Source organism: Mesorhizobium sp. L103C105A0 (assembly GCF_000502215.1).
GTDB lineage: Bacteria > Pseudomonadota > Alphaproteobacteria > Rhizobiales > Rhizobiaceae > Mesorhizobium.
This window is the reverse complement of record NZ_AYXF01000003.1, coordinates 231,852-246,911: the sequence shown is the minus strand read 5'-3', so window position 1 is coordinate 246,911 and position 15,060 is coordinate 231,852. Positions and strand designations below refer to the sequence as shown.

Annotated in this window: 16 protein-coding genes; 9 read left to right on the top strand and 7 right to left on the bottom strand. The window is 63.9% G+C overall.

The genetic code is table 11. The features are described from left to right. The first annotated feature begins 51 nt into the window (after positions 1-51). The 3 genes from X727_RS152910 to X727_RS152920 all read left to right on the top strand — a co-directional run bounded on the left by X727_RS152910 (position 52) and on the right by X727_RS152920 (position 2,004). On the top strand, positions 52-390 hold the full coding sequence (locus X727_RS152910; protein ID WP_023688665.1) for an Hpt domain-containing protein: 339 nt from the start codon (positions 52-54) through the stop codon (positions 388-390). A 157-nt stretch (positions 391-547) separates the two neighbouring features. After that, the gene (locus X727_RS152915; RefSeq protein WP_023673507.1) at positions 548-868 is read left to right on the top strand and encodes a 2Fe-2S iron-sulfur cluster-binding protein; all 321 of its coding nucleotides are present in this window, start codon (positions 548-550) and stop codon (positions 866-868) included. A 104-nt stretch (positions 869-972) separates the two neighbouring features. Then, positions 973-2,004 (top strand): NAD(P)/FAD-dependent oxidoreductase, encoded by a 1,032-nt coding sequence (locus X727_RS152920; RefSeq protein ID WP_023673506.1) that lies wholly within the window; start codon positions 973-975, stop codon positions 2,002-2,004. A 20-nt stretch (positions 2,005-2,024) separates the two neighbouring features. Here the strand turns inward: X727_RS152920 and X727_RS152925 are convergent, their stop codons facing one another. Next, complete coding sequence (locus tag X727_RS152925) at positions 2,025-3,509, bottom strand: MDR family MFS transporter (protein ID WP_023834144.1); 1,485 nt, start codon at positions 3,507-3,509, stop codon at positions 2,025-2,027. A 233-nt stretch (positions 3,510-3,742) separates the two neighbouring features. Then, positions 3,743-4,363 carry a DUF922 domain-containing protein gene (locus X727_RS152930; RefSeq protein ID WP_023728091.1) on the bottom strand — a complete coding sequence of 207 codons (621 nt, stop codon included), beginning with the start codon at positions 4,361-4,363 and terminating at the stop codon, positions 3,743-3,745. A gap of 148 nt (positions 4,364-4,511) precedes the next feature. Between X727_RS152930 and folP the strand changes: the two genes are divergently transcribed. Genes folP through folK form a run of 3 tightly spaced genes read left to right on the top strand, consistent with a single transcriptional unit; the run spans position 4,512 to position 6,236 of the window. Further along, a complete protein-coding gene (gene folP / locus X727_RS152935; RefSeq protein WP_023739999.1) occupies positions 4,512-5,357 on the top strand; it encodes a dihydropteroate synthase in 846 nt (281 codons plus the stop codon). 17 nt (positions 5,358-5,374) lie between these two features. After that, complete coding sequence (gene folB, locus X727_RS152940) at positions 5,375-5,734, top strand: dihydroneopterin aldolase (protein WP_023673502.1); 360 nt, start codon at positions 5,375-5,377, stop codon at positions 5,732-5,734. Then, positions 5,718-6,236 (top strand): 2-amino-4-hydroxy-6-hydroxymethyldihydropteridine diphosphokinase, encoded by a 519-nt coding sequence (gene folK, locus X727_RS152945; protein WP_023739998.1) that lies wholly within the window; start codon positions 5,718-5,720, stop codon positions 6,234-6,236. Before folB ends, folK begins: the two co-directional genes overlap by 17 nt. Here folK and X727_RS152950 read toward each other — a convergent pair. Both X727_RS152950 and X727_RS152955 read right to left on the bottom strand, forming a co-directional pair. Next, a complete protein-coding gene (locus X727_RS152950; protein WP_031204189.1) occupies positions 6,233-6,781 on the bottom strand; it encodes a DUF924 family protein in 549 nt (182 codons plus the stop codon). The two genes, folK and X727_RS152950, sit on opposite strands and share 4 nt — an antisense overlap. Next, the gene (locus X727_RS152955; protein ID WP_023834143.1) at positions 6,781-8,628 is read right to left on the bottom strand and encodes a monovalent cation:proton antiporter-2 (CPA2) family protein; all 1,848 of its coding nucleotides are present in this window, start codon (positions 8,626-8,628) and stop codon (positions 6,781-6,783) included. Before X727_RS152955 ends, X727_RS152950 begins: the two co-directional genes overlap by 1 nt. A 163-nt stretch (positions 8,629-8,791) precedes the next feature. Between X727_RS152955 and X727_RS152960 the strand changes: the two genes are divergently transcribed. The 3 genes from X727_RS152960 to X727_RS152970 all read left to right on the top strand — a co-directional run bounded on the left by X727_RS152960 (position 8,792) and on the right by X727_RS152970 (position 11,500). Then, positions 8,792-9,781 carry an AraC family transcriptional regulator gene (locus X727_RS152960; RefSeq protein ID WP_023706171.1) on the top strand — a complete coding sequence of 330 codons (990 nt, stop codon included), beginning with the start codon at positions 8,792-8,794 and terminating at the stop codon, positions 9,779-9,781. Between the two features lie 60 nt (positions 9,782-9,841). Then, positions 9,842-11,050, top strand: coding sequence for an MFS transporter (locus X727_RS152965; RefSeq protein WP_023834142.1), 1,209 nt, complete (start codon positions 9,842-9,844; stop codon positions 11,048-11,050). Positions 11,051-11,233: 183 nt separating this feature from the next. Further along, positions 11,234-11,500 carry a hypothetical protein gene (locus tag X727_RS152970; RefSeq protein WP_023688654.1) on the top strand — a complete coding sequence of 89 codons (267 nt, stop codon included), beginning with the start codon at positions 11,234-11,236 and terminating at the stop codon, positions 11,498-11,500. Between the two features lie 343 nt (positions 11,501-11,843). Here X727_RS152970 and X727_RS152975 read toward each other — a convergent pair whose 3' ends face one another. The 3 genes from X727_RS152975 to X727_RS152985 form a co-directional block, all read right to left on the bottom strand. Then, positions 11,844-12,392, bottom strand: a complete 549-nt coding sequence (locus X727_RS152975) for a hypothetical protein (RefSeq protein WP_023673495.1) — start codon at positions 12,390-12,392, stop codon at positions 11,844-11,846. Positions 12,393-12,474: 82 nt separating this feature from the next. Further along, positions 12,475-13,542, bottom strand: coding sequence for a TIGR01620 family protein (locus tag X727_RS152980; RefSeq protein ID WP_023834141.1), 1,068 nt, complete (start codon positions 13,540-13,542; stop codon positions 12,475-12,477). After that, positions 13,539-15,017: a YcjX family protein gene (locus X727_RS152985; RefSeq protein WP_023742505.1), complete on the bottom strand. Its 1,479-nt coding sequence runs from the start codon at positions 15,015-15,017 to the stop codon at positions 13,539-13,541. The genes X727_RS152980 and X727_RS152985 overlap by 4 nt, the downstream gene beginning before the upstream one ends. Between the last annotated feature and the right edge of the window lie 43 nt (positions 15,018-15,060).

Sequence of the window (15,060 nt, the reverse complement as noted above, 5' to 3'; positions counted from 1 at the left end):
GGCACAAGGAGTTTCAAATTGGTACGCGGTGAAAGCGGCATTGCCTTCTCAATGCCGGGCGGCGATGCGTCGGGACCGGCCCGTTCGCGCCCAGTGGATCTGGCCCATCTGGCCCGTCAGACAATGGGCGATCGCGCCCTCGAACAGGAGGTATTGGCACTGTTCGTACAGCAGGCGCTTTCCGTCCGCGACAGAATTGTCGATGCCGACGTCAGGGAGCGACTGCTTCTGGCGCATGGGCTGAAAGGTTCGGCGCGCGGGGTCGGCGCCTTTGCCATCGCCGACTGCGCCACCTCGATCGAACAGCAGCCGGAAGATGCGCGCATCCTCAAGCGCCTCGGCACCCTGATCGAGGAAGTGCGCGATTTCATCGCCGCCATCAGCCGGTAATGGCTGCCGCTCGGCAGCGGCCACCGGGATGAATCGACGGGGCCAGGGCGTGCTTTGGCCAGCTTTCCGAAAAAACGTCACAAAGCGGCGCTTTCGCGCCGCAGTTGACTTGTCCGGTGGAGTGATTATCTCGGCTGGGACTCCCTTCAGGTGATAAATGACCAAGCTGACCTTCATTGCCCATGACGGCACTCCTTTCGATGTCGAGGCCGAAAACGGCTCGACCGTCATGGAGAATGCGATCCGTAGCGCGGTGCCGGGCATCGAGGCAGAATGCGGCGGCGCCTGCGCCTGCGCGACCTGCCATGTCTATGTCGACGAAGCCTGGACGGCCGAGGTCGGCGAGCCGGAGGCGATGGAAGAGGACATGCTGGACTTCGCCTATGACGTCCAGCCGAACTCGCGGCTGTCCTGCCAGATCAAGGTGCGCGACGCGCTTGACGGCCTGGTCGTGCGCGTGCCGGCTCGCCAGGGTTGATCTCCCGTACCATCTGATTTTTCCCGCCGCCGCTTGGCAGCGGGCCAATGCTCATGCAGTCTCGCGCCAGTTTCGCCCCAGTCTGACAATGAGGCTCGCCTGGCATGACCGATGTAATCAAGACGGACGCACTCATCGTCGGGGCGGGTCCGGTCGGCCTGTTCGCCGTGTTCGAACTTGGCCTCTTCGACATGAAGTGCCATCTGATCGACATCCTCGACCGACCGGGCGGCCAATGCGCCGAACTCTATCCGGAAAAGCCGATCTACGACATTCCAGGCTGGCCATCGATCTCGGCGCAAGGCCTGGTCGACAGACTGCTCGAGCAGATTCACCCGTTCAAGCCGGATTTTACCTTCAACCGCATGGTCTCCAGCCTGGAAAAGCTTGACGACGGCTCATTTCGGGTCACCACCGACGAGAACGAGGTGTTCGAAGCCAAGGTGGTGGTGATCGCCGCCGGTGGCGGCTCGTTCCAGCCCAAACGGCCGCCCATTCCCGGCATCGAGGCCTATGAGGGCAGGAGCGTCTTCTATTCGGTGCGCCGTATGGAGGAATTCCGCGGCCACGACCTCGTCATCGTCGGCGGCGGCGATTCCGCACTCGACTGGACGCTGAACCTGCAGCCGGTGGCAAAAAGCGTGACACTGGTCCACCGGCGCGCGGAATTCAGGGCGGCGCCCGACAGCGTCAACAAGATGTATGCCATGCAGGAGATGAAGCAGCTGGAGTTCCGGGTCGGCCAGGTGAGCGGCCTGACCGGCGCCGACGGCGAGCTGGCCTCTGCTACCATCAAGGGCGGGCCTGACGGCGACATCGAGGTGCCGTGCACGCGCATGCTGCCGTTCTTCGGCCTGACCATGAAGCTCGGCCCGATCGCCGAATGGGGGCTCAACCTTCATGAGAACCTCATCCCGGTCGATACCGAGAAATTCCAGACTTCGGTGCCAGGCATCTTTGCCGTCGGCGACATCAACTGGTACCCAGGCAAGCTGAAGCTGATCCTGTCGGGTTTTCACGAGGTGGCGCTGATGGCGCAGGCCGCCAAGCGCATCATCAGCCCCGGTGAGCGCATCGTCTTCCAGTACACGACGTCGTCGACCAGCCTGCAGAAGAAGCTCGGCGTCGTGGAGTAGGTCCTACAGCGCTTTCCGGATCACTCCACCAGAACGACCGGCGCCTCGGCCTCGTCGCGGCCGCGCAGTGACTTCTCCGGCATCAGCGCCAGCGTCATCAGCGCCAGCACGAGCGTGACGGCCGCGGCAAGGAAGATCATCATGAAGGGCGTCGCCGAGACGATCTGTCCGGCAGCCGGCGCGCCTTCGCCGGCAAGCGGCAGGCCATAGCCGAGCGCGACGGCGCCGAGCATGGCGACGCCGAGCGCGCTGCCCAGCGAACGCAGGAAGGTCAGCACGCCGGTGGCAACACCGAGATGCGCGCGGTCGACGGCGTTCTGCACCGATACGGTGGCGACCGGGAAGGTGGTGCCGCTTCCAAGGCCGATGCAGATGGTCAAGAGCTCGACCACCAGCAGCGAGGCGCGGCCGGCGACCAGGCTGAGCACGCCAAGGCAGATAATGGCGAAGAGAACGCCGACCATGGCTATACGCTTGTAGTGGAAGAAGCGCGGTATCGTGCGGCCGCTGAAGGTCGCGCCGGCGACCGTTCCGAGCAGCAGGCCGAGCATGGCAAGGCCCGACTGGCTGACCGACAGGCCGATGATCGACTGCAGATAGACCGGCAGGTACACCGACAGGCCGATATTGGCGGCCTGCAGCAGGAACATCGACGCCGTGCCGGCAAGCACGATCGGATTGCTCAGCACTTCAAGCGAAATCAGCGGCTCGGCCGCACGCATCAGCCTGAGCGCGAACGCACCCCAGAAGACCGCCGAACAGGCGAGCAGGCCGACGATCTCGCGCGAGGCCCATGGATAGGCGCTGCCGCCCCAGTTGAGGGCCAAAAGCAGCAATGCCGTCGCCACCACCAGAAGCAGCGCGCCCGGCGCGTCGATGCGATGCCGCTTTGCGGCGACCGGCAGTTTGCGCAGCGGCTTGTTGATGATGGCCATGGCCAAGATGCCGAGCGGGATATTGATCCAGAAGATCAGCGACCAATGCAGATGTTCGGCAAATCCGCCGCCGAGCAAAGGCCCGGCGATGCTGGCGACCGCCCAGGTGCCCGAAATCCAGGCGGCATAACGCGCGCGTTCGCGCGGCGGCACCAGGTCGCCGATGACGATCTGCGCCAGGGCGAACAGGCCGCCGCCGCCCGCACCCTGGATCGCCCGGCCGATGACCAGCACGAACATGTTGGGGGCCATGGCGCTGACCAGCGATCCCAGAAGGAAGATCAGGATCGCCGCATAGACGGTCGGCCGGCGGCCATAGACGTCGGAAATCTTGCCGTAGAGCGGCGCCATGGCGGTCGCCGTCAGGAGATAGCCGGTCACGATCCACGGCAGGTAGTCGGCATGGCCGAGCGAACGGCCGATGGTCGGCATGGCCGGCGCGACGATTGTCTGGTCGAGCGCCGCCAGCAGCATCGACAAAAGGATGCCGGCGATGATGACGTTCTTCTCGCTTTCCGTCAGCGGCGCGGCGGGAGGCAGCCTAGCCGGCTTGTCGACAGCTTGGTCCATGTCAGTTCATCCATAAAGTTTGAGAGCGATTGCGCGGCGCCAAATGGCCGCTCCGCTACGCGCCGCCTCAATTGGTCTTGATCTGGTGTTTCGAAGGTCGCGCCTTGCCAGCCTGACATATCTTGCGAGCCTGACATATGTCGTCCCGTATAGGCCGATTTCGACCTATGCCCGAAAATTTTCTGGGGCTGGCCTCATGTTTCGGCAGAATTGGCTTGGTATCAGTCCGTGTTTCAGCCGGGCGGAAGCTGGCCGTTCTCGACGCGCTGCATGCGGTAGCGCAGCAGCCGCAGGATGCGGCTTTCGAAATTCACGCCTTCCACGCGGTCGAAGCGCAATTGGTCCTGGTCATGCCTGGCGAGTTCGGCCGCGGTGATCTGCGCCGCCTTCGCCTTTGCCCCGGCGCAGGTCTTTTGCGCAAAGCTCGCGTTCAGCGCGTCTTCGAGCAGACGGCCGTGGTTCTTGGCGATCTCGACATGACGCTCCTCATGGCGCTTGATGTCGGCCGACAGCGTGTCCCAGAACAGCCTGACATCGGGATCGGCCTTGCGCGGCCTGCGCCACTCCGGAAGGATGACCTTGACCTTGACGGTGACGGCAGCCTTGGCGATGCGGCAGGTGTCAGCGGTTTGCGCGTAGCTGATGCGGGTGGTGAACGCCATCTGGGTGGCGCCTGGATGCCGCATCCCGGTGCTTTTCACCTCGGGTCCATGCTTCGACAATTGCGTCTCGATGTCATCGAGCGTGCTGCCGCCGATGGCAAAATAGCTGTAAGTCTTCACCAGATTGGCAGCATTCGCCGGCAGGACGGTCAAAGCCAGCATCAGGGCGCAGAGCAGGGGTCGTTTCATCATGTTGCCTCTTCACTCACCTTGCTTTACGGCCGTTGCCGGCGCAACGGAATTGATCTTCCACCGATCACGCATCGTTGATGGATTGCAAGCGCTCGATGAGCCACATGCCAATGAGCCACATGCCAATGAGACACATGGTTGAAGGACAATGACGACAAGGCGATGGCAACTGGCGCATAAGTGCCATCTCGACCTTGGCGAGAAAGCCATTGTGGTCGGCATTCTCAACGTCACGCCGGACAGTTTTTCGGATGGCGGACTGTTCATCACGCCTGACCAGGCGGTGGCGCAGGCGCACCGCATGGTGGAAGAAGGCGCCGCCGTCGTCGATATCGGCGGGGAATCGACGCGCCCCGGCGCCTCGCCCGTGACGCCTGAAGAAGAGCAGACCCGCATCCTGCCGGTGATCGCAGCACTCGCCGGTTCAGGCGAAGCCCTGATTTCGGTCGACACCTATCGCGAGGAAACCGCGCGCCTCGCCGTCGCCGCCGGCGCGCATATCGTCAACGATGTCTGGGGCTTGCAGCGTGAACCCGGCATCGCCCGCGTCGCCGCCGAGACCGGCGCCGGACTGGTCATCATGCATACCGGGCGCGAGCGGCAAAAACTGCCCGACGTCATCGCCGACCAGTTTTTGTTCCTCAAGGCTTCGCTGGAAATCGCCAGGCGCAGCGGCGTTGCGGACGATCATATCGTACTCGATGCCGGCTTCGGCTTCGCCAAGGAGACGGCTGAGGAAAACCTCGACCTGATGGCGCGGTTTTTCGAGCTTAAGGAGCTCGGTTTTCCCTTGATGGCCGGCACCTCCAGAAAACGCTTCATCGGCACCGTCACCGGCCGCGAAGCCGGCGCGCGCGCCGCCGGGACGGCAGCCACCAGTGTCATCCTGAGGCTGAAGGGCGCCGATCTGTTTCGCGTTCACGATGTCGCAATCAACATGGACGCACTGGCCGTCGCCGATGCTATGCTGGCGCGCGAAAAGCCAGGACGCTGAGCCCAGGACACTAAGAAATGTACGTCATCCGCATGAAGAACTGCGCCTTCTTTGCCCGGCACGGCGTGCTGGATGAGGAAGAGGCGCTTGGCCAGCGTTTTTATGTCGATGCCGAGTTGACGGTCGAGCCCAGCCGCCCGCTGGAGGATGATTCCATCGAGGATACCGTCAATTACGGCATCGCCTTCACGGTGATTGAAAAGATCGTCACTGGACATCGCCGTTTCCTGATCGAGGCGCTGGCGCTCGAAGTAGCGAAGGCGCTGACTTCACGGTTTCCGCAGATCAGGAAGGCCGAGATCACCGTGCGCAAGCCCAACGCACCGGTGCCCGGCGTGCTCGATTACGTCGAGGTGACCGTTGTCTGGCCAGAGTAGCAATAACACGGTCTATCTCAGCCTTGGCGGCAATCTCGGCGATCCCTCGGCCTCGATGGCCACGGCGCTGCGCCTGCTGGACGCCGACGAGAACACGCGTGTAATCGCCGTCTCCTCGCTCTATCGCACGCCGCCCTGGGGCAAGCTCGACCAGCCGGATTTCCTCAACGCCGCTGCCGAAATCTCGACCTCGCTGGCGCCAAGGGCGCTGCTCGACCTCTGCCTCGAGGCCGAGCGCAAGCTGAAGCGGGTGCGCGAGGAGCGCTGGGGTCCGCGCCTGATCGACATCGACATATTGGTGTTCGGCGACCGCACAATCCACGAAACCGGGTTGGAAGTGCCGCATCCCAGGATGCTGGAGCGCGCCTTCGTGCTGGCGCCCCTGGCCGAGATCGCGCCGGATCTGGCGGTGGGCGGCAGGAGCGTGAGCGCGCGGCTCAGCGCCGTCGATACATCAGGCATAGAGCGACTGGCATCCGGCCGTGATTGGTGGCTGGGTTAACCGGAGAAGCCGCCGCCATCGAGAAATGCCTGTTCGTCCGCCGTCGTCTCGCGGCCAAGCATCTTGTTCCTGTGCGGAAAGCGGCCGAAACGCTCGATGATGTCGCGATGCTCGATGGCGTATTTCACATACTCCGGCGCCCTGGCGGTGGTGAGCTCGACCGATCTGTCCTGGTCGGCGGGCAGTTCCGAATGTTCGTAGGGCAGGTACAGGAAGACGCGCAGGTTTTCTTCCAGCGCAAGGTCGTGGCCGGCAGCGATCGCCTTGGCGGCAAAATACCGCGCCAGCGGATCGGTGGCGTACATATGGCCTGAGCCGCGAAAGCAGTTGCGCGGAAACTGGTCGAGCAGGATCATCAGCGCCAGCGAACCCTCGGCATGCTCCGACCATGCGTCGCACTCGCGCCGGGCGGCGGCAAAGTGCAGGTCGAGAAACCTGCTGCGGAAATTCGCGTCGAAGGCGTCGTTCTTCTCGAACCACGCGTCTTCGCCGGCCTCGCGCCAGAATTTTGTGACGGCGAGCGCGCGCTCATCCAATGCGGTCATCAGCTTTCCCCCTGATCGGCGGGCTCCGGCTTGTGCAGCACGCCGGCCGTCTCTTCGTTCAGCGCCTGGCCGGGCCGGCGCGGTTGCGTCAGCGGCGTCGGGATCGGCGTGCCGGTATTGCCCCTGAGGAAACGTTGCCCGGCGCGGACGCCTTCGGCCAGCTGCGTCTCCAGTCGGGCATTGTCGCGCCGTCGCACATCCTCGATGACATCGGCGACATCTTCCGGCTCGACGCCCAAAACCTCGAGCGCGGAACCGCTGAAGACGAGGGCCGATTCGAAGGTCTCGCGCAGTTGGAAGTCGACGCCGGCGCGGATGAGCGAGAGCGCGGTGCCGCGATCGTACGCGCGTGCCAGGACGGTCAGCAGCGGGAACTCCGCCTTGATCAGTTCCGCCATGCGCACGGCGGCGTCCGGCTTGTCGACGCAGATCAGCACGGCGCGCGCGCGGCCTGCACCTGCGGCGCGCAGAATGTCGAGCCGCGTGCCGTCGCCATAATAGACCTTGAAGCCGAAATCGGCGGCCGCCTGGATCATTTCGACATCATTGTCGATGATCGACACATCGATGCCGCGCAACAAAAGCGGCTGGCTGGCGATCTGGCCGAAACGGCCGAAGCCGATGACCAGCACACTGCCGGTAAGGCCGTCGGCGATGTCGACGCCTTCAAGCGACTGCTCTTCGCGCGGCGTCACATATTTGAGCGCAATGATGGCCAGCGGCGTCAGCACCATGGAGATGATGATGATCGCGGTCAGCGTTGCGTTGGCCCGGCTGTCGATGATGCCAACCGCCGCTGCGGCCGAATAGAGGACGAAGGCGAATTCGCCGCCTTGCGCCATGATCACGGCGCGTTCCAGCGCTTCACGATGACCGCTCTTCAGCAAGCGGGCGACGAGGTAGATGCCGAGCGCATTCATCGCCATGTAGGCGACGACATAGACGGCGATCAGCCGCCAGTTGTCGGCCACCACATGCAGGTCGAGCGACATGCCGACGGCGAGGAAGAAAAGGCCAAGCAGGATGCCGCGGAATGGCTCGACGTCGGCCTCCAGCTGGTGGCGGAAGGTCGATTCCGACAACAGCACGCCGGCGAGGAAGGCGCCCATCGCCATCGAGAGGCCGGAAAGCTGCATGACCAGCGCCGACCCCAGCACGACCAGAAGGGCTGCCGCCGTCATGACTTCGCGCGCCTTGGCGTCGGCCAGGATGCGGAAGAACGGGTTGAGCAGATAGCGGCCGGCCACCACCAGCCCGACGATGGCGCCAAGACCGATGCCGATTTCGGCCAGCCTCTGCTGCAGGGTCATCTCGGCGCCGCCCGGCGCCAGGAAGGCGACCAGCGCCAGAAGCGGCACGATTGCCAGATCCTCGAGCAGCAGGATGGAAACGATGCGCTGGCCCTTGGGGCTCGCCATCTCGCCGCGCTCTTCCAGAAGCTGCATGACGATAGCCGTCGAGGTTAGGACGAAACCGGCGCCGGCAACGAAGGATTGCGCGATCGGAAAGCCGCCGGCGAGACCAACACCGGTGAGCAGCAAGGCGCAGACGCCGACCTGCAGCGCGCCGAGGCCGAAAATCTCGCGGCGCAGGCCCCATAGCCGCGACGGCTGCATCTCCAGCCCGATGATGAACAGGAACATGACCACGCCGAGTTCGGCGACATGCAGGATGGCTTCCGATTCGGAAAAAATGCCAATACCGAACGGGCCGATGACCACGCCCGCGGCGAGATAGCCGAGGATCGAGCCCAGCCCCATGCGTTTGAAGATCGGAACGGCGACGACGCCTGCGGCAAGCAGCGCCACCACCTGAATGAGATCGCTGCCCGATGCTTCCGCTGCCATGCCTCTTGTCCCTGTGTCCGACAGCACTCCTTGCATGCACTGGGAGCGGGAGGCAAGGGCGGGAAGTAGCCTGCCAGGATGGGTAGGGTGCCGCGGCAGCGATTCCCCGGTGGAACAACAGTCTGCGCTTGCCTGTCGGACGGCCGGTATCTATATCTGACAAATGCCTGATTATTCGTCCCGGCCGTCGCCGCTGCCACATATCCCGATGGATGCGCTCAGCGAAGTTCTGCAAGACTTTCGTTTGAGTGGCGTCAACTATGGCCGCTGCGAACTCCGGCACCCCTGGAGCATAGACTTTCCGCAACAACAACTGCTTCGTTTTCACTTTGTCGGCCAGGGTCCATGCTGGATTCACACCGAAGCGCAAGGCTGGCAGGAGTTGCGCGATGGCGATCTGGTGCTGCTGCCGCAAGGCATCGCCCATCGGCTGGCGAGTGCGCCGGACGTGGTGGGCGACTCGCTCGAGGGCTGCCAGGTGATCAAGTTGGGCGGCAACGTTTGCGAAGTGATACGGCAGGGAACGGGCGCGACAAGCACCCTTTTCTGCGGCTCCATGTCTCTCGGCTCCTATGCGCTCAATCCGTTGATCACGTTGATGCCGCCTCTCATCAAGGGTTGCGACGTGGCCGGCAATGACCCGATGGTCGGCCCTTTGCTGGCGGCCATGACGGTGGAGGCCGCGCAACCGCAGATGGGCAGCGCCACCATCCTGTCGCGTATGGCGGATTTGCTGACAGCCAGGCTCATACGCTGCTGGGTCAATTGCAACGGCGCCTCGACCATCGGTTGGCTTGCAGCCATCCGCGACCCCCATATAGGGCGCGCTCTGGCGGCCATGCATCGCGATCCCGGCCACAACTGGACGCTGGGAAGCCTGGCCGGCGTGGCAGGCCAATCGCGTTCGATTTTCGCCGAGCGCTTCAGCGCGGTATTGGGTGAGGGCGCCGCACATTATCTCGCCCGCCTGCGCATGCAGCTTGCCCGCGAATTGCTGGGCCAAAACGGCTTGTCTGTTGCCGAAGTCGCTACCCGTTTGGGCTATGATTCCGAGGCGTCCTTCGCCCGCGCGTTCAAGCGCATCACCAATGTCTCGCCAGGCGTTGTGCGCCGCACAATTCCCGGACGAATGGATATGAATTTCGGATTTTAAGGTACATAACATCCGGGCGGACTCGCCTATCTAAGATCTCCAAACTGTGGAGATCTTCCCGTGACTGACACAACATTACAGCTTGAAGACGCCGCCATTGGCCTTGATGCCGATGCACCAGCCGCGTGGAGCGCGGCCACCTGGTTCGCGGTCCTTTCATTGGCGGCCACCAGCTTTGCCCTGGTGTCTGCCGAATTCTTGCCGGCAGGTCTGTTGACGCCGATGGCGCGCGATCTCGGCATCAGCGAGGGAACGGCCGGACAGGTCGTCACCGCCACCGCTTCCGTTGGCGCCGTGACGGCCATGTTGAGCAATGTTCTCATCGGTCGATTGAACCGCAAGGCGGTGCTGGTTGGCCTCATGGCCCTGGCGGTCGGTTCCAATATTCTTGCGGCGCTGGCGCCCAATTTCTGGCTGCTGTTGCTGGGCCGGGCCGGGTTGGGGATCGCTCTTAGCGCTTTCTGGGCACTTTCCGTTGCCGTCGTGGCGCGGCTGGTTGGCGCCAATGCGACAGGTCGCGGCATGGCGATCGTGACCCTCGGCGTCTCGCTCGCCACCATTGCCGCGCCGTCGATGGGTGCGTTGATCAGTGACTGGCTGGGATGGCGCAGCGCCATGGCCATGACGGCGGGGCTGGCCGCGCTTGCCATGCTGCTGCAGCTTCTCAGCCTGCCGACCTTGCCTGCGGCGGCAAGCAACAGCCTTGCAGACGTCTTTCGGCTGACACGGCGGCGTGGCATCCAACTCGGTATGCTTGCCATTGTTCTGCTGATGACCGGGCATTTTGCCGGCTCGGTCTATGTGCGCCCGTTCCTCGAACAGGTGACGCTCCTCACAACCGGGCCGATTGCCCTGGCGCTGCTCGGGTTCGGCATCGCCGCTGTGATCGGCAATATTGCCGGTGGCCGCCTGGCCGACACCAACATCCACATGGCCCTCGCAGTAACCGCCGCGTTGATGGCGTTTGCGGCACTCGCTTTGGTGCTTTGGGGCGCGCAAACCGGCGTTGCCTTCGGCTTTGTTACGCTGTGGGGCTTCGCCTTCGGCATGGCGCCGGTGGTGCTGCCGACCAATATGTCTCGCGAGGCACCTGATGCGCTGGAAGCAGCAGGCAGCCTGATGGTCACTTCCTTCCAGGTTGCCATCACCGTCGGTGCGGTTGTCGGCGGTTATGTCGTGGACACCTATGGCGCTACGGGGCCTTTGACCCTTACCGCCGTCCTTGCCGCGGCGACGGCCGCACTGGCGCTGCTGCAGCCTCGTGGCTGAAACCTTGCTTCGTCTGACACGGGCGGCCTCAATCAGGCCGTCCGCGCCGTTGCAGCAGCGCTGCACAGGTTTATGCGCCGCACACGTTGCGTTTTGCCGCAATCGGCGGCTATGGGACGCCAGGCTTCGGCCGTTGGAAGGCAGCGGCGATCAAGTTCTGCCTTCGTGAGGAGAATGACTGACATGAAGAAGTTTTTGCTCGTCGGCGTGGGTGTCGCCATGCTTGCCGCATCGGCCTGTTCGAAGGCGCCTGAATGCACGCAGGAGATTGCCGCCAAGAAGGCGCAGGAGATGACCGCCGCGCTGCAGGAGGCGATCACCAAGGATCCGTCCAAGGCCGCCGACCTGACCGCCAAGGTGCAGGCTGTGACGACCAAATATCAGGGCGCCACCACGCCGGCCGACGCCTGCAAGGCCTATGACGAGCTGACGGCCGCCATCAAGGGCTGATTCTTCGTTCGGAAATTGAGAAAGGCGGTGGCTCGAGTAGCCGCCGCCTTTTTTGCTGGCGTTCTTAAAGCGGATCGCGCTGACACGAAGGACGGCCGGCACGCACAGGACCCTGACACGTTGGCCTTGCTGTGGCTTGGGCCGTCGGAGACGCTGACATCGTCGGTTGCGCGCCACATGTCCGATCGCGGCAGAAAGGTGCCGCACCGAGCGGCCCGTGCTTGAGGAGCGCCAACCCGGCCGCAAGGTGGCCTGTCATTTCCCGACATCGAGCTGAGCGGAACAGCTCAGCTATCGCGCAGTGCAACCCCGTTCCGCGCTTTTTGGGGGAACCGCTTGAGAGTCAGTTTTTGGCGATGGAGCCAACTTCGACGGCATCGACGCGCTTGAGGCTCATACCGATGACCGGCACCAGCTGCTGGTCGACGCGCACCGCGATGGTCACCGTCATCGAATTGTCGTCGGGAATGCGGGCCTGCATGACGCCGCGCAATTGGTTGCGGTTGATGGTGAAGACGACTTTGCGGGCATCGACCACATTGCCGCCGATGATGTCCAGGCCCGACCCCGCGGCGCCGCCCATGAAATTGCCCTTGTAGTCGCGGCCCTTGCGCTCGACGGTCGCCGACATTTTCTGGGTGAAGACACCGACGCGGCAGTCGCCATCGAGCGTCATGCCGGTCTTGTTGTCCGGCGTCGAGCCGTCGAAGCTGCAGGTGAACTTCGTGCCCTTGTATTTGCCGGCGATGATTTCGCCCGGGCCGACCCATTTGCCTTCAACGGTCCGGAAGAACTGCTTGTCGGGCTCGGCTGCAAAGGCTTTCCCGGTCGGGCCCAGAGGTGCTGCAAGCGCGACCAGGGGCAGGACGCAGGACAAGATTACGCTTTTCATAGACGACACCCGGCAACAAGGAGGCTGTTGTTGGACGACCATGAACAAGATTGGTTAATGCTTGGTGACCGCGAGAGGGCGTTCACTTGCTTGAGGCGGGTGCTTCATTCTCTTTTTTGGCCGCAAACGAGGTCAGCGCCGACAGGAAATCGCCCATACCCGGCCGCCTGCCGGCAATGAAGGGCAGGGGCCGCGCCGTCTCCATGGCAGCAATGCCGATACGCGCCGTCATCATGCCGTTGACCACGCCTTCGCCGAGTTTCGCCGAAAGCCGTGCGGCAAGGCCATGCCCGACGATCTGCTGGACAAAGCTGTCGCCGACGGCGATCGAGCCGGTCACCGCCAGATGGGCAAGAACGCTGCGCGCCAGCCGGAAAAAGCCCAGCGTGCCCGGCCTGCCGCCGTAGAGTTCGGACAAGCGGCGGATCAGGCGCCCGGCCTCGAACACGACATAGGCAACGTCTACGAGTGCGCGGGGGCTGACGGCGGTGACCAGCGACACGCGTTTGGCTGCTTCGAGGATCATCACCTTGGCTCTCGCATCGAGCGGCCCGAGAATCTCGGCCTCGGCCAGTCGCACCAGATTGCCGCCGTCGATGATCTCGCCGCGCAATTCGGCCAGGGAGCGCCTGCCGGCCGCGGTTTCGGGTTTCGCAGCGACAAAGGCCGAAAGCTCTTCGACGACGGCCCTTGCAGCCTTCGGATCGTCGCGCGCCACGGCATCGAGCGCCCGCTTTTGCAGTTTTTCGACCTCGGCCAGCCGGGCAATAGCCAGGAATTCCCGCACCAGCACGACCGCGAGCGCCAACACGGCAATTGCGGCCATTCCCGCTGCCAGCCACCCCAGCCACTCTGCGCGCTCGAACAGGTCGCGGATGAGTTGGTCGGTCCACAGGCCGACGGCGAGCGAAACCAGCACGCCGACCGCGCCGAAAAACAGGCTGGCAAACAGCGAGCGCCTGCGCGGCGCGGTCGCCAGCGGCGGTTCGGCGGCGACAATGTCGGGTTCGTCGAAGACATCGATCTCGGCCGGCACGACGACGGCGCGCGACTTGCGTGCCGGCGGCTCGGCATGGGGGCGGCGCGTTTCCTGCTTCGGTTCGGCCTCCGGCTCGATGCGGAAAGCTGCCGGTCTGCGGGGCGCGGTCATGCCAGATGGTCTCCGATCAGGAACTGCAAGGCGCGGTCGAGCCTGATATGCGGCAGCGACAGCGTGACGCCTTCAGCGGTGCGTTCGAGCTTTGGCGGGCGAAAGCGCACGAAACGGATCGCCGGATCGTCGCTGCTCTGCCGGTGGTCGGCTTCGGAAACGTCGAAAACCGCGTCAATTTTCTCCGGCAAGTCCCCGGGAAATATGGCGGTTTCGGCTTTACCATCAAAGGTTTCGCCGTTGATCTTCTCGCCCTTCAGCGGCGTGCCGATGATCACCGGCAGGGTTTCGCGGCCTTGCTTGACCGTGCCTTCGCGCGTCGCGCGCACCGCCGCCATGGCGACCACGTCGACATCGGCGCCGGTGAAATTTGCCCGCGCCACGGCGCGGTCGGCAAGCCGCCGCACGATTGCCTGCAGCCGGTCATGGCTTTCGTGATGCAAATGGTCGGCCTTGGTCGCGGCAACCAGGATGCGGTCGATGCGGCGTGAAAACAGGTCGGTGAGGAAATTGCCTCGGCCAGGACGGAAACAGGAGAGGATTTCGGTCACCGCGCGTTCCAGGTCGGCCATCGCGCCGGGGCCGGCGTTCAGCGCCTGCATGGCGTCGATCACCACGATCTGGCGGTCGAGGCGGGTGATGTGTTCGCGGAAGAACGGTTTCACCACATGCGTCTTGTAGGCCTCGTAGCGGCGCTCCATCATCGCTTGCAGCGAGCCGGACCGCGGCCGTTTCTCGCCCTTGAGCAGCAAGGGCGCGAAGGTCAGCGCTGGCGATCCCTCGAGGTCGCCAGGCATCAGGAAACGGCCGGGCGGCAAGGTCGAAAGCGCCCGCTCGTCGAGCTTGCAGGCCTTGAGGTAGGCGGCAAAACTCTCGGCGAGGCGCCGCGCCGTCATCTCGTCGGCGTCGGCATTGGGTTCGATCCTCGCCGACAGCGCCCGCCAGTCCTGCGACAGGTCGGCCCGCACCGGCAGCATCGCCATCTCGAACGCCTCGCGCGAAAAATCTGCGAAGGATTTGCCGAGCAGCGGCAGGTCGAGCAGCCATTCGCCGGGGTAGTCGACGATGTCGACCGACAATCGGCCGCTGGAAAACATCCGGTTCCAACCGGAGGCAGACTCATATTCGATGGTGAGCCTGAGTTCCGAAATGGCGCGCGTCGAGTCCGGCCAGACACGGTCGTTGACCAGGGCGGAGATATGGTCCTCGTACTGAAAACGCGGCACGGCATCGTCCGGCTGTTCCTCGAGGAAGGCGCGAGCGATCCGTCCCGACTTCTGCGCCTCGAACAGCGGCAGGCGCCCGCCATGGATGAGATTGTGGACGAGAGCCGAGATGAACACCGTCTTGCCAGCCCGGGACAGGCCGGTGACGCCCAGCCGAAGCGACGGCGAAAAAAGCCCGCTCGCACGCCCCGACAGCGTATCCAGGGCAATTCTCGCTTCGTCGGTGAAAGTGGTCAGCGATGATGCCAAAATCTGTTCTCTCAGGCGTGCTCTTGCGCCCGATATAGGCTTT

Excerpts from the sequence above, each read along its gene's own strand:
- X727_RS152960 (WP_023706171.1), top strand. The coding sequence starts at position 8,792 with ATGCCTGATTATTCGTCCCGGCCGTCGCCGCTGCCACATATCCCGATG.
- folB (WP_023673502.1), top strand. The coding sequence starts at position 5,375 with ATGTACGTCATCCGCATGAAGAACTGCGCCTTCTTTGCCCGGCACGGC.
- X727_RS152955 (WP_023834143.1), bottom strand. The coding sequence starts at position 8,628 with ATGGCAGCGGAAGCATCGGGCAGCGATCTCATTCAGGTGGTGGCGCTG.
- X727_RS152930 (WP_023728091.1), bottom strand. The coding sequence starts at position 4,363 with ATGATGAAACGACCCCTGCTCTGCGCCCTGATGCTGGCTTTGACCGTC.
- X727_RS152920 (WP_023673506.1), top strand. The coding sequence starts at position 973 with ATGACCGATGTAATCAAGACGGACGCACTCATCGTCGGGGCGGGTCCG.
- X727_RS152925 (WP_023834144.1), bottom strand. The coding sequence starts at position 3,509 with ATGGACCAAGCTGTCGACAAGCCGGCTAGGCTGCCTCCCGCCGCGCCG.
- folP (WP_023739999.1), top strand. The coding sequence starts at position 4,512 with ATGACGACAAGGCGATGGCAACTGGCGCATAAGTGCCATCTCGACCTT.
- X727_RS152950 (WP_031204189.1), bottom strand. The coding sequence starts at position 6,781 with ATGACCGCATTGGATGAGCGCGCGCTCGCCGTCACAAAATTCTGGCGC.
- X727_RS152910 (WP_023688665.1), top strand. The coding sequence starts at position 52 with ATGCCGGGCGGCGATGCGTCGGGACCGGCCCGTTCGCGCCCAGTGGAT.
- X727_RS152970 (WP_023688654.1), top strand. The coding sequence starts at position 11,234 with ATGAAGAAGTTTTTGCTCGTCGGCGTGGGTGTCGCCATGCTTGCCGCA.
- X727_RS152975 (WP_023673495.1), bottom strand. The coding sequence starts at position 12,392 with ATGAAAAGCGTAATCTTGTCCTGCGTCCTGCCCCTGGTCGCGCTTGCA.
- X727_RS152980 (WP_023834141.1), bottom strand. The coding sequence starts at position 13,542 with ATGACCGCGCCCCGCAGACCGGCAGCTTTCCGCATCGAGCCGGAGGCC.
- X727_RS152915 (WP_023673507.1), top strand. The coding sequence starts at position 548 with ATGACCAAGCTGACCTTCATTGCCCATGACGGCACTCCTTTCGATGTC.